Below are 19,228 nucleotides of genomic sequence, written 5' to 3'. Positions count from 1 at the left end.
CCGCATTGAAGCGTGTTGACCAGGCCCCGACAACACCTCGGACCGGTCACTGCGCGCTCCTGGCCGAGCCGCGACCCCCGAGCGGGTGCCGGGGCCGCCCCTGGCCCCGGGCGCGCGTGCCCGGGTGCGCCGGGGGACGGGTCCGCAGGGGTGCGGCATGGCCTGAATGCCGCCTCAGGGGTCCGGGAGGCGAGGCGACCGCACCGGTGGGCGCCGCCCGGACGGCCGTCCGTGGGCGTTGTCCACAGGCCCGACGCGGTGTCGGTGCTCGCCAGTAGGGTGTGAGACATGGCCGACCCCTCCAGCTACCGCCCCAGGCCGGGTGAGATCCCGGACTCCCCGGGGGTGTACAGGTTCCGTGACGAGCACCGCCGGGTGATCTACGTCGGAAAGGCGAAAAGCCTGCGCCAGCGCCTGGCGAACTACTTCCAGGACCTGGCGAACCTGCACCCGCGTACCCGGACGATGGTGACCACCGCCGCGTCCGTGGAGTGGACCGTGGTGTCCACGGAGGTCGAGGCACTGCAGCTGGAGTACTCCTGGATCAAGGAGTACGACCCCCGCTTCAACGTCAAATACCGCGACGACAAGAGCTACCCGTACCTCGCGGTGACGATGAACGAGGAGTTCCCGCGCGTGCAGGTGATGCGCGGTCACAAGAAGAAGGGCGTCAGGTACTTCGGACCGTACGGCCACGCATGGGCCATCCGGGACACCGTGGACCTGCTGCTGCGGGTCTTCCCGGTGCGCACCTGCTCGGCCGGCGTCTTCAAGAACGCCACCCGCACCGGCCGCCCGTGCCTGCTCGGTTACATCGGCAAGTGCTCGGCCCCCTGTGTCGGCCGGATCGCCCCCGAGGACCACCGTGAGCTGGCCGAGGAGTTCTGCGACTTCATGGCGGGCCGCACCGGCACCTACCTCCGCCGTCTGGAGAAGCAGATGATGGAGGCGGCCGAGGAGATGGAGTACGAGCGGGCGGCCCGCCTGCGCGACGACATCGAGGCCCTGAAGAAGGCCATGGAGAAGAACGCGGTCGTGCTCGCGGACGCGACCGACGCCGACCTCATCGCCGTCGCGGAGGACGAGCTGGAGGCGGCCGTCCAGATCTTCCACGTGCGCGGCGGCCGGGTGCGCGGCCAGCGCGGCTGGGTGACCGACAAGGTCGAGGAGGTCACGACCTCCGCCCTCGTCGAGCACGCGCTGCAGCAGCTGTACGGCGAGGAGACGGGCGATGCCGTCCCCAAGGAGGTCCTGGTCCCGGCGCTGCCCGAGCCGGTCGGACCGGTCCAGGAGTGGCTGACCGGCCGCCGCGGGTCGAACGTGTCGCTGCGCATCCCGCAGCGCGGCGACAAGAAGGCGCTCATGGAGACCGTGCAGCGCAACGCCCAGCAGGCGCTCGCCCTGCACAAGACCAAGCGCGCCTCCGACCTGACGACGCGCTCGCGGGCCCTGGAGGAGATCGCCGAGGCCCTCGACCTGGACAGCGCCCCGCTGCGGATCGAGTGCTACGACATCTCCCATCTGCAGGGCGACGACGTGGTGGCCTCCATGGTCGTCTTCGAGGACGGCCTGCAGCGCAAGAGCGAGTACCGCCGCTTCCAGATCAAGGGCTTCGTCGGCCAGGACGACGTCCGCTCCATGCACGAGGTGATCACCCGCCGCTTCAGGCGCTATCTCGCCGAGAAGGAGAAGACGGGGGAGTGGACCGAAGGCGAGAACGCGCTCACCGACGGAGACCCCCTCACCGGCGCCCTCAAGGACGACGAGGGCCGCCCCAGGAAGTTCGCCTATCCGCCTCAGCTCGTCGTGGTCGACGGCGGTCAGCCGCAGGTCGCGGCGGCCCGGGGGGCGCTGGACGAGCTCGGCATCGACGACATCGCCGTCTGTGGTCTCGCCAAGCGCCTGGAGGAGGTCTGGGTGCCCGGCGAGGACGACCCGGTGGTTCTGCCCCGCACCAGCGAGGGCCTCTATCTGCTCCAGCGCGTCCGCGACGAAGCCCACCGCTTCGCGATCACCTATCAGCGCACCAAACGCGCCAAGCGCTTCCGTTCCGGCCCCCTGGACGAGGTGCCCGGCCTCGGCGAGACACGCAAACAGGCGCTCATCAAGCATTTCGGCTCGGTGAAGAAGCTGCGGTCCGCCACAATCGAACAGATCCAGCAGGTGCCCGGCATAGGCCGAAAGACGGCCGAGACGATCGCCGCGGCGCTCGCCCGGGCGGCCCCGGCCGCACCCGCCGTGAACACGGCGACCGGAGAGATCATTGATGACGAGGAACCCGATACGACGGGGGGTTCCTCGGGGGAGCCCGTAACCGCGGGCCTCCCGGACGAACGACGGGGGCAGGAGACATGACCGAGCACGACGCACAGCCCACAGCGGACCGAGATCAGACGGCCGCCGAGCCGCCAGAGGCGGTCCAGGACAACGGAGCACAGGTGAGTACGGACGTCACACCGGCCGGGGCCCCCGAAGCGGCCATCCCCGAGCTGGTGATCATCTCCGGCATGTCGGGAGCGGGCCGGTCGACGGCCGCGAAGTGTCTGGAGGACCTCGGCTGGTTCGTCGTGGACAACCTCCCGCCCGCCCTGATCCCCACCATGGTGGAGCTCGGTGCCCGCTCCCAGGGCAACGTGGCGCGGATCGCGGTCGTCGTCGACGTACGCGGCCGGCGTTTCTTCGACAATCTGCGTGAATCCCTCGCCGACCTCGCCACCCGGAACGTGACCCGGCGGATCGTCTTCCTGGAGTCCTCCGACGAGGCCCTGGTGCGCCGCTTCGAGTCGGTGCGCCGTCCGCACCCCCTCCAGGGCGACGGCCGGATCGTCGACGGCATCGCCGCCGAGCGTGAGCTGCTGCGCGAGCTGCGCGGCGACGCCGACCTGGTGATCGACACCTCCAGCCTCAACGTGCACGAGCTGCGCGCCAAGATGGACGCGCAGTTCGCCGGCGAGGAAGAGCCCGAGCTGCGGGCCACCGTGATGTCCTTCGGCTTCAAGTACGGCCTCCCGGTCGACGCCGACCTGGTCGCGGACATGCGGTTCCTGCCCAATCCGCACTGGGTCCCGGAGCTGCGCCCGTTCACCGGCCTCAACGAGGAGGTGTCCGCCTATGTCTTCAACCAGCCCGGCGCCAAGGAGTTCCTCGACCGGTACGCCGAGCTGCTGCGGCTGATCGCGACCGGGTACCGGCGCGAGGGCAAGCGCTATGTGACGATCGCCATCGGCTGCACCGGCGGCAAGCACCGCTCGGTGGCCGTGTCGGAGAAGCTCGCCGCGCGTCTCGCGGCCGAGGGCGTGGAGACGGTGGTCGTACACCGGGACATGGGACGGGAATGACGGAACGTACACCGCGGCTGAGCAGGCTGCGCCGGGTGGTGCCCGAGGGCCGTTCGGGCCGCACCGCGGCGGAGGTCCGGGCGGGCCGGATCGCCGAGGCGCGGGGCGGCCGGGCCCGCCGGCGCGGCGCCCAGCCCAAGGTCGTCGCCCTCGGCGGCGGCATGGGCCTGTCCGCCTCGCTCGCCGCGCTGCGCCGGATCACCGGCGACCTGACCGCCGTCGTCACGGTGGCCGACGACGGCGGATCCAGCGGGCGCCTGCGCGACGAGCTGGGCGTGCTGCCGCCAGGTGATCTGCGCAAGGCCCTCGCTGCGCTGTGCGGCGACGACGACTGGGGCCAGACCTGGGCCCGGGTCATCCAGCACCGCTTCCAGTCCCAGGGCGACCTGCACGAGCACGCGGTCGGCAATCTGCTGATCGTCGCTCTCTGGGAGCAGCTCGGCGATCATGTGCAGGCCCTGGACCTGGTCGGCAAGCTGCTCGGCGCGCACGGGCGCGTGCTGCCCATGTCCGCCGTGCCGCTGGAGCTGCAGGCCCTGGTCAAGGGGCACGACCCGGCCCGGCCCGACGAGGTGGACACCGTGTGCGGGCAGGCGACCGTCGCCCTCACGCCCGGCGAGGTGCAGTCCGTGCACCTGGTGCCGCACGACCCGCCCGCCGTCCCGGAGGCCGTCGCGGCGGTGCTGGACGCGGACTGGGTGGTGCTCGGCCCGGGCTCCTGGTTCTCCTCGGTCATCCCGCACCTGCTGGTGCCCGAGCTGCTGGACGCTCTCACGGAGACCAAGGCGCGCCGCGTGCTGTCCTTGAACCTCGCCCCGCAGCCCGGAGAAACCGAGGGCTTCTCCCCGCAGCGTCATTTGGAGGTTTTGGGGCGACACGCCCCTAAACTCGCCCTGGACGTGGTGCTGGCCGACGAGGCCGCGGTGCCCGACCGCGACTCGCTCACCGAGGCCGCCAAGCGGCTGGGAGCCGCGGTCGAGCTGGCGCAGGTGGCCCGGACCGACGGGAGCCCCCGGCACGACCCGGAGCTCCTGGCCGCCGCGTACGACCGTATTTTTCGGATGCATGGAAGGATCGGCCCATGGCGATGACGGCAGCGGTGAAGGACGAGATCTCCCGGCTCCCCGTCACCCGGACCTGCTGCAGGAAGGCGGAGGTTTCCGCCATTCTGCGGTTCGCCGGCGGCCTTCACCTGGTGAGCGGGCGCATCGTGATCGAGGCGGAGCTGGACACGGCCATGGCGGCCCGCCGGCTCAAGCGGGACATCCTGGAGATCTTCGGCCACAGTTCGGAGCTGATCGTGATGGCGCCCGGCGGGCTGCGCCGTGGCTCGCGGTACGTGGTGCGGGTGGTCGCGGGCGGCGACCAGCTGGCCCGCCAGACGGGTCTGGTGGACGGCCGGGGCCGTCCGATCCGCGGGCTGCCCCCGCAGGTGGTCTCCGGGGCCACCTGTGACGCGGAGGCGGCCTGGCGCGGGGCCTTCCTGGCGCACGGCTCGCTGACCGAGCCCGGCCGCTCCTCCTCCCTGGAGGTCACCTGCCCGGGGCCGGAGGCCGCGCTCGCCCTGGTCGGCGCCGCCCGCAGGCTGTCCATCGCCGCGAAGGCCCGCGAGGTGCGCGGGGTGGACCGGGTGGTCGTCCGCGACGGTGACGCGATCGGCGCCCTGCTCACCCGCCTCGGTGCGCACGAGTCCGTGCTGGCCTGGGAAGAGCGCCGGATGCGCCGCGAGGTGCGGGCCACCGCCAACCGGCTGGCCAACTTCGACGACGCCAACCTGCGCCGCTCGGCCCGCGCCGCCGTGGCCGCCGGTGCCCGGGTCCAGCGGGCCCTGGAGATCCTCGGCGAGGAGGTGCCCGATCACCTCGCGGCCGCCGGGCGCCTGCGTATGGAGCACAAACAGGCCTCCCTGGAGGAGCTGGGCGCGCTCGCCGACCCGCCGCTCACCAAGGACGCGGTCGCGGGCCGGATCCGCCGGCTGCTGGCGATGGCCGACAAGCGCGCCTCCGACCTCGGCATCCCGGGCACGGAGGCCAACCTCAGCGAGGAGCTGGCGGACAACCTGGCGGGCTGACCCGGTTGCCGTACCCGATGTGCCGGTGCCGACGCCCATCCGGGTGGTCGGCACCGGCGTTTGCGTGTCCATGAGGCGCCCTTGACTCGATCATCGAGTGACATGAGCCTGGCAACCTGTTCGCCGTTGTGGCGGACCACCGCTAGGGGGGTTCATGAGACACAGAGCGAGATCGATCCTCGCTGTCGGCGCGCTCCTGCTCGGCGGGGCGAGCCTTGCACCCATCGCCCAGGCACAGAACGGGAGTTCCCCGGGGCCCGGCCCCGACGAGGTCAAGGTCTTCCGCGCCGAAGTCACCCGGCAGCAGGTTCCCCTGCTCCTCAAGGCCGGACAGGACGGCAACGAACTCGGTGAGCAGGTGGCCGGGAAGGGGAAGGCCACCGTCGAGGTCTACCTCACCGACCAGCAGGCCCGAAAGCTGAGGAAACAGGGCGTCGCCCTCACCGAGCACACCCTCTCGGCCAAGGCGGCGGCGCACGTGCAGGGCGCCTCCCAGGGGGTGTTCCGGCCCTACAGCGGAAGCGGCGGCCTCAAGGAGGAGATCCTCCGGACCGCTGAGGCCCATCCCGGCCTCGCCAAGGTCGAGTCCATCGGCAGGACCGTCAACGGCCAGGACATCCTCGCGCTCAAACTGACCGGGAACGCGAAGAAGTCGAAGGACGGCTCCAAGCCCGCCGTGCTGTACATGTCCAACCAGCACGCGCGCGAGTGGATCACGCCGGAGATGACCCGGCGTCTGATGCACTACTACCTGGACCGTTACCGGACGGACCGGCGCATCAAGAAGATCGTCGACTCCACCGAGCTGTGGTTCGTCCTGTCGGCCAACCCCGACGGCTACGACTACACCTTCAAGAACTCCGCCGCCCGCCTGTGGCGCAAGAATCTCCGCGACGTCAACGGCGACGGCGTCATCAGTACGGGTGACGGCGTCGACCTCAACCGCAACTTCGCCTACAAGTGGGGCTACGACGACGAGGGGTCGTCCCCCAACCCGACCAGCGAGACCTACCGCGGCGCGAGTCCCGAGTCCGAGCCCGAGACCAGGGCCCTCGACGCCTTCGAGAAGCGCGTCGGGTTCGCGTACGGCGTCAACTACCACTCCGCCGCCGAACTCCTCCTCTACGGCGTCGGCTGGCAGGTCGCCACCCCCACCCCGGACGACGTCCTCTACAAGGCGCTCGCCGGCACCCCCGACCGTCCGGCCATCCCCGGATACCGGTCGCAGGTCTCCTCGGAGCTGTACACGACCAACGGCGAGGCGGACGGACACGCCTCGAACGTCGACGGCATGGCGATGTTCACCCCCGAGATGTCGACCTGCGAGACCGCGTCCGACGTCGACCCGAACGACGCCTGGAACCCCGACGACTGCCAGTCGGTCTTCAACTTCCCCGACGACGAGAAGCTGATCCAGCGGGAGTTCGAGAAGAACGTCCCGTTCGCGCTCTCCGTCGCCGAGACCGCCGCCCACCCCGACCGGCCGGTCTCCTCGGTCGGTCTGAGCGCCGCCGACTTCACGCCGGCCGCGTTCCCCACGTCGTACTCCCGCGGCGCCGGCCAGCAGGTGTCCGTGGTCGTCCGCAAGGCGGTGCGCGACAAGGAACTCAAGTACCGCGTGAACGGCGGCCGTACGCTCGACCAGGCCCTGCGGCCCTGGAAGGGCGGCGAGACCTACGGCGGAGGGGACAACCTCTACTTCGACGAGTACCGGGCCAAGGTGCGCGACGGCGGACCGGGCGACAAGGTCGAGGTGTGGTTCACCGGCAAGACGAGGAGCGGCAGGAAGGTCGCCAGCTCCCACTTCACCTACACCGTCGCGAAGCGGCCGAAGGCCGACACCCTCGTCGTCGCCGAGGAAGGCGCGTCCGCCAAGCAGGCGCGGACGTACGCGGACGCGCTGAGGGAGGCCGGGCACAGGGCGATCGTGTGGGACGTCGCCACCCAGGGCGCCCCGGACGCGCTCGGGGTGCTGGGGCACTTCAGGACGGTCGTGCACTACTCGGGCGCGAAGGGCCCGGGCAACGCCACCCAGCTCCAGCTGCGCGCCTACCTCAACGAGGGCGGGCGGCTGATCGAGGCGGGTGAGCTGGCCGGCGGCAGCGTCGACCTCGGCGACGGCACCCCCTCCGACGACTTCAGCCAGTACTACCTCGGCGCGTACTCGCGTACGTCGACCAAGGGGGCCACCGGCTTCACGGGCTCGGGCTCGCTCGGCGGCTACAGCGGCCCCCTCGGCGACGCGTCGGGCAACCCGCTCGACAAGGCCGGCACCTACGGTGTCACCTCGGACGAGCTGCCCGCGGCCAGGTACCCGCAGTTCAAGAGCGCGGGCGCGGGCCGCTTCGCCGGGACCGTCAGCCCGTACGGCCCGTACGCCGGCTCCTCCATGGCCGCTGCCGTGCACACCGACGACGCCTACAAGCGCCTCACCCGCACCATCGACCTCACCGGTGTCAGCGCCGCCGACAAGCCCGCCCTGCGCACCCAGTTGATGTGGGACACCGAGCCCGGCTACGACCACGCGGTCGTCGAGATCCACACCGTGGGCGCCGACGACTGGACGACCCTGCCGGAGGCCGGCGGCGCCACGAAGAACGCCGTGCCGTCCGAATGCGGGTCCGGGTTCCTGATCGGCGAGCACCCCTGGCTGAAGCACTACCTCACGCTCTCCGGCAACGCCTGCACCGCGACCGGCACCACCGGCTCCTGGAACAGCCTCACCGGCAGCTCGGGCGGCTGGCGGCAGGTGAGCTTCGATCTGAGCGCGTACGCGGGCAAGTCCGTCGAGGTCTCGATCAGCTACATCACCGACCCGGGCACCGGCGGACACGGTGTCCTGGCCGACGACACCTCGCTCGCCGCCGGGGGCGCGGTGAAGGAGGCCGAGGGCTTCGAGACGTCCCTGGGTGCCTGGAGGGTGGCCGGACCGCCCGCGGGCAGCCCGGCGGTGCTGAAGGACTGGAAGCGCACCGGAACGCTCTTCCAGACCTACGGAGCGGTGACCACCGAGGACACCGTGCTGCTCGGCTTCGGCCTGGAACAGGTGCCGTCGGCGGCCGACCGGGCGGCCCTGCTGAAGAAGGCGTTCGCCTCGTTCGACAGATGAGACAGCCGTATTCGACATGTGAGCGGGACCCTCACTCATCGGTGCGTGAAAGGGGACCTCATCAGGTGAGCCGACCCGCTCACGAACGAGTGAAAAGAGCGTCAACGGGCACCGGCATTACGTAACAAAGGGCGGCGAAACGACTCCCGATCCGGGGTGGTCCGTACCCTACTGGCCGGTACGGACCGCCTGCCCGTGTATGCGGCATCTCGATGCCGCTCCGGGGGCCTCAGAGAGGTAGGGTCGGGGGTGGTCGGGGACATCCCAAATACAGCTCGCCGGCACCGCATGGCCGGCGTACCAACGAGGAGATCGGTTCGTGACGATCCGCGTAGGCATCAACGGCTTCGGCCGTATCGGGCGTAACTACTTCCGCGCACTGCTGGAGCAGGGTGCCGACATCGAGATCGTGGCTGTCAACGACCTGGGTGACACCGCGACCACCGCTCACCTGCTGAAGTACGACACCATCCTGGGCCGCCTCAAGCAGGAGGTCACCCACACCGCCGACACGATCACGGTCGACGGCCACACCATCAAGGTGCTCTCCGAGCGCAACCCGGCCGACATCCCCTGGGGTGAGCTGGGCGTCGACATCGTCATCGAGTCGACCGGCATCTTCACGAAGAAGGAAGACGCCGCGAAGCACATCGCCGGCGGCGCGAAGAAGGTCCTCATCTCGGCCCCGGCCAAGGACGAGGACATCACCATCGTGATGGGCGTCAACCAGGACAAGTACGACGCGGCCAACCACCACGTCATCTCCAACGCCTCCTGCACCACCAACTGTGTGGCGCCGATGGCGAAGGTCCTCGACGAGAACTTCGGCATCGTCAAGGGTCTGATGACCACGGTGCACGCGTACACGAACGACCAGCGCATCCTGGACTTCCCGCACAAGGACCTGCGCCGCGCCCGTGCCGCCGCCGAGAACATCATCCCGACCACCACGGGTGCCGCGAAGGCCACCGCGCTGGTCCTGCCGCAGCTCAAGGGCAAGCTGGACGGCATCGCCATGCGCGTCCCGGTCCCGACCGGCTCGGTCACCGACCTGGTCGTCGAGCTCGGCCGCGAGGTCACCAAGGAAGAGGTCAACGCCGCCTTCCAGAAGGCCGCCGAGGGCGAGCTGAAGGGTCTCCTCGACTACACCGAGGACCCGATCGTCTCCTCCGACATCGTCAACGCCCCGGCGTCCTGCACCTTCGACTCCTCCCTGACCATGGTCCAGGAGGGCAAGAACGTGAAGGTCATCGGTTGGTACGACAACGAGTGGGGCTACTCCAACCGCCTCGTGGACCTCACGGTCTTCGTCGGCGGCCAGCTCTGATCGCCGTATCAGGCACCTCAGCGTGAGTGCAGGGCCCGGGCAGCGCAGGGACGCGCGGCCCGGGCCCTGACGCACGTACAGAACAGCCATGACTACGATCACGGAGCACCATCAGCCCTCGGGAGCCTCACTCATGAAGACGATCGACGAACTCCTCGCCGCAGGCGTAGCCGGCCAGCGGGTCTTCGTCCGCGCCGACCTCAACGTCCCCTTGGACGGCGCCACCATCACCGACGACGGCCGGATCCGCGCCGTCGCCCCGACCATCGCCAAGCTCGCCGAGGCGGGCGCCAAGGTGGTCGTCGCCTCCCACCTGGGCCGTCCCAAGGGCGCCCCGGACCCGCAGTTCTCCCTCGCCCCCGTCGCCGAGCGACTCGGTGAAATCCTGGGCAAGAACGTCTCGTTCGCCGCCGACACGGTCGGCGACAGCGCGAAGGCCACCGTCGCCGCACTGGGGGACGGGGAGGTCGCGCTGCTGGAGAACCTGCGTTTCAACGCGGGTGAGACCAGCAAGGACGACGCGGAGCGCGGCGCGTTCGCCGACGCCCTCGCCGGCCTCGCGGACGTCTACGTGGGCGACGGCTTCGGCGCCGTGCACCGGGGGCACGCCTCCGTGTACGACCTCCCGGCCCGGCTGCCGCACTTCGCCGGCTACCTGATCGCCACCGAGGTCGGCGTCCTGAAGAAGCTCACCGAGGACGTCAAGCGCCCCTACGTCGTCGCGCTCGGCGGCGCCAAGGTCTCCGACAAGCTCGCCGTCATCGACGAGCTGCTGGGGAAGGCCGACCGTCTGCTCATCGGCGGCGGCATGGCCTACACCTTCCTGAAGGCCAAGGGCTACGAGGTCGGCATCTCCCTCCTCCAGGAGGACCAGGTCCCGGCCGTCACCGAGTACATGGAGCGCGCCGAGAAGAACGGCGTGGAGCTGGTGCTCCCGGTCGACGTCCTGGTGTCGCCCGAGTTCCCGGACCTGAAGACGAAGGCTCCGGCGAACCCCACCACCGTCGCCGCGGACGCGATCCCCGCCGACCAGGAGGGCCTGGACATCGGTCCGGAGACCCGCAAGCTGTACGCCTCGAAGCTCGCCGACGCGGCCACCGTCTTCTGGAACGGTCCGATGGGCGTCTTCGAGCACCCCGACTACGCCGAGGGCACCAAGGCGGTCGCCCAGGCCCTCGTCGAATCGCCGGGCTTCACGGTCGTCGGCGGCGGTGACTCCGCCGCCGCCGTGCGCACGCTCGGTTTCGACGAGAACGCATTCGGCCACATCTCGACCGGTGGCGGCGCCTCCCTCGAATACCTCGAGGGCAAGACGCTCCCCGGCCTCGCCGCACTGGAGGACTGACCTCAATGAGCACGCGCACGCCGCTGGTGGCGGGCAACTGGAAGATGAACCTCAACCACCTCGAGGCCATCGCACACGTCCAGAAGCTCGCCTTCGCCCTGGCCGACAAGGACTACGAGGCCGTCGAGGTCGCCGTCCTGCCGCCCTTCACCGACCTGCGCTCCGTGCAGACCCTGGTCGACGGCGACAAGCTCAAGATCAAGTACGGCGCCCAGGACATCTCGCAGCACGACTCCGGCGCCTACACCGGCGACATCTCCGGCCCGATGCTGGCCAAGCTGAAGTGCACCTACGTGGTGATCGGCCACTCCGAGCGCCGCCAGCACCACAGCGAGACCGACGAGCTGGTGAACGCCAAGGTCAAGGCCGCCTACAAGCACGGCCTGACCCCGATCCTGTGCGTCGGCGAGGAGCTGGACGTCCGCGAGGCGGGCAACCACGTCACCCACACCCTCGCCCAGGTCGAGGTCGGTCTGAAGGGTCTGCCGGCCGAGCAGGCCGAGACCGTCGTGATCGCCTACGAGCCCGTGTGGGCCATCGGAACGGGCAAGGTCTGCGGCGCCGAGGACGCGCAGGAGGTCTGCGCCGCCATCCGCGCCAAGATCGCCGAGCTGTACTCGCAGGAGCTGGCCGACCAGGTCCGTATCCAGTACGGCGGCTCCGTGAAGTCGGGCAACGTCGCCGAGATCATGGCGCAGGCCGACATCGACGGCGCCCTGGTCGGCGGTGCCTCGCTGGACGCCGACGAGTTCGTCAAGATCGTGCGGTTCCGCGATCAGTAGGACGAGCTGTGAGTAGGCGGTAGCGACGATCCGTCGTACCCTTGCGGGGGCATGGCCCAGGGCCGTGCCCCCGCACTCCATCCGAATCCGAGGAAGTTGGTCCAGCCGTGGTTTTGGGGTTCTCGATCGCCCTGATCGTCTTCAGCCTGCTGCTGATGCTGCTGGTGCTGATGCACAAGGGGAAGGGCGGCGGCCTCTCCGACATGTTCGGCGGCGGCATGCAGTCCTCCGTCGGCGGCTCCTCGGTCGCCGAGCGCAACCTCGACCGCATCACCATCGTGATCGGTGTGCTGTGGTTCGCGTGCATCATCGTGCTCGGTCTTCTGATGAAGTCGAACGGCTGACACCCGACGACTCGCTGACAGCGCGCACACAGCCGATCAGCGGCTCACAAACATATACATTCCGCACGTAAGGCCCCATGTTCGGTACGCGCTTGTGAGCGCGGCCTATCATGGGGCTTGCGTCTGGATGTGGGGGTTGTAACTCCAATCACTGGACGCGCGTTGGGCCTTACGTAGACTGAGGCGCTCGCGGCGAAGCGAAACGTCGACTCGCTTCGCGGCACCATCACGCAGGGAGTTATGACCGTGGCAAGTGGCAACGCGATCCGGGGAAGCCGGGTCGGGGCGGGGCCGATGGGCGAGGCCGAGCGCGGCGAGTCCGCGCCGCGTCTGCGCATCTCCTTCTGGTGCTCCAACGGGCATGAGACCCAGCCGAGCTTCGCCAGCGACGCACAGGTGCCCGAGACCTGGGACTGCCCGCGCTGCGGCTTCCCGGCCGGTCAGGACCGGGACAACCCGCCGGACCCGCCGCGCACCGAGCCGTACAAGACGCACCTCGCGTATGTACGGGAGCGGCGCAGCGACGCGGACGGCGAGGCGATCCTCGCCGAGGCGCTCGCCAAACTGCGCGGCGAGATCTAGAAGTTACGGTCCGGCCGGGCACCCGCGGGTGGCTGGCCGGAGCCGTCTTCCTCCGTCCGCGCCCGGCCGATTGTCAGTGGTGCCCCCTACGGTTTTCGTGAAGGCGAGAACCATGAGGGGGAGTTGTGACGGCGGTCGAGCGAACGGGCGGACGTGCGCCCGTATGGCACGGCGGGTTCGGGCGGCTGTGGAGCGCCGCCGTGCTCTCCAGTTTCGGTGACGCGCTGCGTACGGCCGCGCTGCCCCTGCTCGCCGCCTCGCTGACCGACCGGCCCCTGCTCATCGCCTCGGTCACCGCCTGTGGCTATCTGCCCTGGATCGTCTTCGGGCTGCTCGGCGGGGCCGTCGCCGACCGCGTGGACCAGCGGCGCGCGATGTGGACCGTGGATGCGGTACGGGGACTGCTGGTGGCGGGTTTCGCCGTGGTCGTAGCCCTGGGGCACGCCTCGATCGCCCTGCTGATCGCGCTGGCGTTCGCACTGACCACCCTGCAGACCCTCTTCGACAATGCGGCCACGGCCCTGCTGCCCTCCCTGGTGGAGCGGCAGGCCCTCGGCAGTGCCAATGCCCGGCTGATGACCGGACAGAAGATCGCCGGCGGACTGGTGGGGGCGCCCGCCGTGCCGGTGCTGATCGCGGCCGGAGCGGCTGTCCCGTTCCTGGCCGACGCCGCCACGTTCCTCCTGGCCGCCGCCCTGGTCGCCGCCCTGCGGACCGCCGCCCCCGAGCGCGCTGCGAGAGCGGCGGGCAGCACCCTGCGCCGGGAGATCGCCGCCGGGCTGCGCACCCTGTGGCACGACCGGGCCCTTCGCGGGCTGTGCGCGGCCACGGCCCTGTGCAACATCGGCATGGGTGCCCTGATCGCCACCCTGGTGATCCTGGTGACCGGCTGGCTGCACGCGGGCAGCGCGGGATACGCGGCCGTGGCGACCGCCTACACGGTCGGCGGCCTGGCCGGGGGCGTGCTGAACCGGTGGATCACGGCCGGGCTCGGCCCGCTGCGGACCGTGCTGCTCGCGGGCACCGTGCAGATCGGCGCGCTCCTCGTCATGGGCACCGTGCGCAGCCTGACCGCCCTGGTGGCCGCCCTCGCCGTCTTCGGCAGCATGGGCATGCTGTGGAACGTCAACACGACCACACTGATGCAGCAACGCGCCCCCGCCGACATGGTCGGCCGGGTCAGCTCCGCGTTCCGCACGCTGGCCGTCGCCGGAGCCCCGCTGGGCGCCCTGCTCGGCGGCGCCGTCGCCACCGCCGGGGGCCGCAACACCCCGCCTCTGCTCACGGCCGCCTTCTTCGTCCTGTCCGTCACCGCCCTGATACCGGCGCGCAAGCCGGACGTACCTGTTGTTGCGCCGGACGACGACGTCACGACGGCTCGCGCCCCGGGGTGATCAATTAGGTTGGAACAGCTGGGACAGGGACGAAAGAAGGCTGAAGTCGGAAATGAACGCAGACGGCCGTACCAGGCTCAACCAGACGCCCGAGTGGACCGCTCTCGCCAAGCACCGGGAGGAGCTGGCCGACACCCATCTGCGGGATCTGTTCGCCGCCGATCCCCGGCGCGGCGCCGGGTACACCCTGCAGGTCGGTGATCTGTACATCGACTACTCGAAGCACCTGGTCACGGACGAGACGCTGCGGATGCTGCGCGAGCTGGCCGCCGCGACCGGCGTCTTCGGCCTGCGGGACGCCATGTTCCGCGGAGAGAAGATCAACGTCACCGAGGACCGGGCGGTGCTGCACACCGCGCTGCGCGCGCCGCGGGACGCCGTCATCGAGGTCGACGGGGAGAACGTCGTCCCGGCGGTGCACGCCGTGCTGGACAAGATGAGCGCCTTCGCCGAGCGGGTCCGCTCCGGCGCCTGGACCGGGCACACCGGCAAGCGGATCAAGAACGTGATCAACGTCGGCATCGGCGGCTCCGACCTGGGCCCGGCGATGGCCTACGAGGTGCTGCGCAGCTTCACCGACCGCGACCTCACGGTCCGCTTCGTCTCCAACGTGGACGGCGCCGACCTGCACGAGGCCACCCGCGACCTGGACCCGGCCGAGACGCTGTTCATCGTCGCGTCCAAGACCTTCACCACCATCGAGACGATCACCAACGCGACCTCCGCGCGGAAGTGGCTGCTGGCCGCGCTCGGTGACGAGTCCGCGGTGGCCAAGCACTTCGTGGCCCTCTCGACCAACGGCGAGAAGGTCGCCGAGTTCGGCATCGACCCGGACAACATGTTCGAGTTCTGGGACTGGGTCGGCGGCCGGTACTCGTACGACTCCGCGATCGGCCTGTCCCTGATGATCGCCATCGGCCCGGACCGCTTCCGGGAGATGCTCGACGGCTTCCGCCTGGTCGACGATCACTTCCGCACCGCGCCCGCCGAGGCCAACGTCCCGCTGCTCCTCGGCCTGTTGGGCATCTGGTACGACAACTTCCACGACGCCCAGTCGCACGCGGTGCTGCCGTACAGCCACTACCTCTCCAAGTTCACCGCCTATCTCCAGCAGCTGGACATGGAGTCCAACGGCAAGTACGTGGCGCGGGACGGCAAGCGGGTCGAGTGGCAGACCGGCCCGGTCGTGTGGGGCACGCCCGGCACCAATGGGCAGCACGCCTACTACCAGCTGATCCACCAGGGCACGAAGCTGATCCCGGCGGACTTCATCGGCTTCGCGGAGCCGGTCGCCGAGCTCAGCGCCGAACTCAGGGCGCAGCACGATCTGTTGATGGCCAACTTCTTCGCCCAGACCCAGGCCCTCGCCTTCGGCAAGACCGCCGAGGAGGTCCGTGCGGAGGGCGTCGCCGAGGAGCTGGTGGCGCACAAGACCTTCCAGGGCAACCGGCCGACGACGACGATCCTCGCGCGTGAGCTGACCCCGTCCGTCCTCGGCCAGCTCGTCGCCCTCTACGAGCACAAGGTGTTCGTCCAGGGCGCCGTCTGGAACATCGACTCCTTCGACCAGTGGGGCGTGGAGCTGGGCAAGGTCCTCGCCAAGCGGGTGGAACCGGCCCTGACCGAGGGCGCGGAGGTCCCCGGCCTGGATGCGTCGACCAAGGCGCTCGTCGCCAGGTACCGGGAGCTCCGCGGTCGGAGCTGACTCTCGCTTATGGCCGCCGCGGCGACTGTTTTGTGCGTTTTCGCTGGTCATCCCCTAGGGTTTCCATTGAATCCAAGGGGAGGATGTGCGCATGAGGCGTCGGGAGTTCGCCGCGGTGGCCGCGGTGGCCGTGCTGGGGATGTCGGCCGTGGGCTGCGGGAGCGGACATGAGCAGGCGGAGTCCGAGGACAAGGGTCCCGCGGCCACGACGGTGGCCGAGCCGGCCTACTCCGGTCTGAAGGACGTGCCGGCGCGGCTGGAGAAGGACGGGACGACCATCACGGTGGGCGACCCGCACGCCAAGGTCACGGTGCACCTGTACGAGGACCCGCGATGCCCGGTGTGCGAGGAGTTCGAGACCAAGGGCGGCGGGCCGAAGCTGCGCGCGGCCACCCTCCGGCGGGAGACGAGGACCCAGTACACCCTCGCCTCCTTCCTGGACGACCGGCTCCGCGGCAGCGGCTCGAAGAAGGCGGTGAACGCCCTGCGGGCCGCGCTGGAGGCGGGCAAGTTCGCCGAGTACCACGACATGCTCTACGCCCACCAGCCCGAGGAGAGCGTGGACGGATTCACCGACGCCTATCTGCTCGAGCTGGCCGGGCGGATCGACGGGCTGCGGGGGCCCGCCTTCGACTCGGCCGTCAAGACCATGAAGTACCGCTCGTTCGTGACCGCCGCCGAGAAGGCGTACGAGCGTGCGGGCGGGGCCGCCGAGCCCAATGGTCCGGGCACCCCCACCGCGGAGATCAACGGCGTACGCATCCCGCCGCAGAGCAACGGCGTGCTCTTCGACGGGCAGATCTTCGACACGCTGCTGGCCAAGATCCGGGCGCGGCCCGAGGAATGGCGGAAGGCTTCCTCCTGAGCCGGACTCCCGGGCCAGACCTCTTTTCGTGCCACGTCCCCGTCTGAGTCACGCCTCCTTCCGAGCCGCCCGCACCGGCCGTCAGGCCACGGCACTCAGCGTATCCGCCAGCCGTCGGCGGGCCGCCCGGGCCGCGGGCAGGGCGGCGAGAGCGGCGGCCCCCAGCACGGCGCTCGCGCCCAGCAGGAGCAGCAGGCCGGGCGAGGGCGAGCGGGCGATGCCGGCGCCGATGCCGCTGGAGCTTCCCTGGGCGTCGATCAGCCGGCGGCCCAGCGGCAGCCCCAGTGCCGTACCGGCGACCGCCGCGGCCAGCGCCGTACAGCTCGTCGCCGTGACCGTGATCGCGGTGATCTGCCGGGGGGACATGCCGATCGCCCTGAGGGCCAGCATGTCCCGCTCGCCCTCCCGGACGCTCCCGCCGATGGTGGTGAGCAGCTCGACGAGCCCGATGAGGGCGAGGACGGCGATCAGCCCGGTGACCACCGCGCGCAGCGGGGACAGCCCGTCGGCCGGGTTCGGCACGGCGTGCACGTCCAGGTGCCCGCGGCCGGCCGTGGTGAGGGCGGCCGCGACCCGCTGGGGGTCGGCGCCCGGCCGCAGACGGAGCTGGTAGAAGACCGGTGAGACCCGGGGGTCGTTCTCGCGCAGGGTGTCGAGGGAGGTCGTCACGACCCGGCCGGCGTTCTGCGGCTCGATGCTCCGGCCGACGATGTGCAGGATCTGCGGCTGCTCGCCGACCGTCATCCGCACCCAGTCGCCGACCCGCACATGCAGCAGGTCCAGCAGGCCCTGACCGGCCACCGCCTCGTCCGGTCCGCGCGCGGCCCGGCCCTCGGCGAGGGTGTACGGATAGGGCCGGGTGCGGGTACCGAGGCCGCGCAGGGCGATCGTCCCGGTCTGGCCGGGGACGAGGGCGGCCACCTCGACGCCCGGATAGGCGTCGGCGACCCTGGAGTCCGCCGCCAGCAGGGCCCGTACGTCCGGATCGCTCACGCCTGCGTCCGAGCGGACGGTGAGCGCAGTCGGCAGGCCCATCCGCTCCGGGCTGGTGTGGAACCGGTCGATGGTGGTCCACGCGCTGAGCGCCACCACGATCAGCAGCAGCGGCAGCGCGAGCCGGGCCACTCCGGCCAGCGACCGGCCACGGCCCGCGAACGCCTTGTGGCAGCCCAGCACCAGCGCGGCCGGCAGGCGCAGTCCCAGAGCCCGCCGGGCCAGGCCGGTCAGCCGCCCGCCCCCCGCGGCCGAGGGGCGTGGCACCGGCACCGGCGGCACCCGGCCCGCCCGCCAGGCCGCGAGTCCCGTCGTCAGACCGATGAACAGCACCGCGCCCACGGACACGGCGACCAGGGCCGCGGTGTGCCCGGGCAGCCCCGCCCACACCGCCACCGCGTCACCGATCCGCCCCGGGACCCGGCCGCCCAGGGTCTCGGTGAGCGCGGCCGCGGCCACCGCGCCGAGAGCGGCGTAGGCGAGGTGCTGGAGCAGGAAGATCCGTACCACCTGCCCGGGGGTGAAGCCGATCGCCTTCAGGACCGAGATGTCCCGCAGATGGCCGCGGATGCGGGTGCCGATCGCCCCGTGCACGGCGAAGCCCGCGGCGACCAGTGCACCGAGGCCGAACAGTCCGAGCACCTGCCCGAGGAGCCGGTTCTCGCCCTGCGCCTCGGCCCGCGCCTGCTGCCAGGTGGAGACCTCGCCGACCGCGCCCGCGCCCAGCACGGTGACGGCACGCTGCACCGCGTAGTCCGTGTCGCCCGGATCGGCGAGGCGCAGCCCCGTCACCTGGCCGCCGGGGGCACGGACGGCGGGCGGCAGAGCCCAGACGAGTCCCGGCTGTTCGCCGGGGCTGTAGCGGGGCTCGGCGCTGTCGGCGATGCCCTCGACGGTGAGGCTGCGGGCCGTGCCGGTGAGGGTCAGGGTGTCGCCGGGCTCGGCCAGCAGGGCGCGGGCCAGGCTGCTCTCCAGGACCACACCGTCCGGCTCGGCCGGATCCAGCCAGTGGCCCGCGGTGAGCAGCGGGCGGTCGACGGAGGGCAGCCGGGGCGTGCCGCGCAGCTCCACGGAGGCGCGGGTGCCGCGGACGGCCACGGTGGCGGACTCGGTGCGGTAGGGGCCGGCCACGGACTGGACGCCGTCCAGCCGGGCGAGTTTGCCGGCGTCGGCGGAGGCGGCCGTGTGGATCCACACATGTGCCCCGTGGGCCTGGGTGAAGACCCGCTGCCAGGGGTTGGTGGCGTAGCCGAAGAGGGCGGCGGCCAGCAGCAGCGAGGCGACGATGCCCGCGGTGGCGAGCGTGATGAACAGCGCCTCGCCGCGGTGCGTGCGCAGATCGGAGTGGGCCCAGCGCAGGGTGGCTCGCACGG

Annotated in this window: 14 protein-coding genes; 13 read left to right on the top strand and 1 reads right to left on the bottom strand. The window is 70.9% G+C overall.

Annotated features, from left to right (window positions below):
- Positions 1-288 precede the first annotated feature (288 nt).
- The 13 genes from uvrC to AVL59_RS36555 all read left to right on the top strand — a co-directional run bounded on the left by uvrC (position 289) and on the right by AVL59_RS36555 (position 16,862).
- On the top strand, positions 289-2,355 hold the full coding sequence (uvrC, locus tag AVL59_RS36615; RefSeq protein WP_067313296.1) for an excinuclease ABC subunit UvrC: 2,067 nt from the start codon (positions 289-291) through the stop codon (positions 2,353-2,355).
- Entirely contained in the window at positions 2,352-3,338 is a 987-nt protein-coding gene (gene rapZ, locus AVL59_RS36610; RefSeq protein WP_067313294.1) for an RNase adapter RapZ, read from the top strand. Before uvrC ends, rapZ begins: the two co-directional genes overlap by 4 nt.
- Positions 3,335-4,429 carry a gluconeogenesis factor YvcK family protein gene (locus AVL59_RS36605; protein WP_067313292.1) on the top strand — a complete coding sequence of 365 codons (1,095 nt, stop codon included), beginning with the start codon at positions 3,335-3,337 and terminating at the stop codon, positions 4,427-4,429. Before rapZ ends, AVL59_RS36605 begins: the two co-directional genes overlap by 4 nt.
- The gene (gene whiA / locus AVL59_RS36600) at positions 4,420-5,409 is read left to right on the top strand and encodes a DNA-binding protein WhiA (RefSeq protein ID WP_067313289.1); all 990 of its coding nucleotides are present in this window, start codon (positions 4,420-4,422) and stop codon (positions 5,407-5,409) included. Before AVL59_RS36605 ends, whiA begins: the two co-directional genes overlap by 10 nt.
- 154 nt (positions 5,410-5,563) lie before the next feature.
- A complete protein-coding gene (locus AVL59_RS36595) occupies positions 5,564-8,518 on the top strand; it encodes a M14 family metallopeptidase (RefSeq protein ID WP_079147169.1) in 2,955 nt (984 codons plus the stop codon).
- 319 nt (positions 8,519-8,837) lie between these two features.
- Positions 8,838-9,845, top strand: a complete 1,008-nt coding sequence (gene gap / locus AVL59_RS36590; RefSeq protein ID WP_067313287.1) for a type I glyceraldehyde-3-phosphate dehydrogenase — start codon at positions 8,838-8,840, stop codon at positions 9,843-9,845.
- 133 nt (positions 9,846-9,978) lie between these two features.
- Positions 9,979-11,190, top strand: a complete 1,212-nt coding sequence (locus AVL59_RS36585) for a phosphoglycerate kinase (protein WP_067313285.1) — start codon at positions 9,979-9,981, stop codon at positions 11,188-11,190.
- A 5-nt stretch (positions 11,191-11,195) separates the two neighbouring features.
- Complete coding sequence (gene tpiA, locus AVL59_RS36580) at positions 11,196-11,972, top strand: triose-phosphate isomerase (RefSeq protein ID WP_067313283.1); 777 nt, start codon at positions 11,196-11,198, stop codon at positions 11,970-11,972.
- Between the two features lie 107 nt (positions 11,973-12,079).
- Complete coding sequence (gene secG / locus AVL59_RS36575; RefSeq protein WP_079147168.1) at positions 12,080-12,316, top strand: preprotein translocase subunit SecG; 237 nt, start codon at positions 12,080-12,082, stop codon at positions 12,314-12,316.
- A 246-nt stretch (positions 12,317-12,562) separates the two neighbouring features.
- Positions 12,563-12,898 carry an RNA polymerase-binding protein RbpA gene (locus tag AVL59_RS36570; RefSeq protein ID WP_003976875.1) on the top strand — a complete coding sequence of 112 codons (336 nt, stop codon included), beginning with the start codon at positions 12,563-12,565 and terminating at the stop codon, positions 12,896-12,898.
- Positions 12,899-13,023: 125 nt separating this feature from the next.
- A complete protein-coding gene (locus tag AVL59_RS36565) occupies positions 13,024-14,292 on the top strand; it encodes an MFS transporter (RefSeq protein WP_067313279.1) in 1,269 nt (422 codons plus the stop codon).
- Positions 14,293-14,344: 52 nt separating this feature from the next.
- A complete protein-coding gene (gene pgi / locus AVL59_RS36560; RefSeq protein WP_067313276.1) occupies positions 14,345-15,997 on the top strand; it encodes a glucose-6-phosphate isomerase in 1,653 nt (550 codons plus the stop codon).
- A 91-nt stretch (positions 15,998-16,088) separates the two neighbouring features.
- The gene (locus tag AVL59_RS36555; RefSeq protein WP_067313274.1) at positions 16,089-16,862 is read left to right on the top strand and encodes a DsbA family protein; all 774 of its coding nucleotides are present in this window, start codon (positions 16,089-16,091) and stop codon (positions 16,860-16,862) included.
- An 81-nt stretch (positions 16,863-16,943) separates the two neighbouring features.
- On the opposite strand, the gene AVL59_RS36550 is transcribed toward AVL59_RS36555, so the two are convergent.
- Positions 16,944-19,226 (bottom strand): ABC transporter permease, encoded by a 2,283-nt coding sequence (locus AVL59_RS36550; protein WP_067313272.1) that lies wholly within the window; start codon positions 19,224-19,226, stop codon positions 16,944-16,946.
- Positions 19,227-19,228: the final 2 nt, after the last annotated feature.

Origin of the sequence: Streptomyces griseochromogenes (assembly GCF_001542625.1) — a bacterium.
Classification (GTDB): domain Bacteria; phylum Actinomycetota; class Actinomycetes; order Streptomycetales; family Streptomycetaceae; genus Streptomyces; species Streptomyces griseochromogenes.
This window is presented reverse-complemented; position numbering and strand designations above follow the sequence as displayed.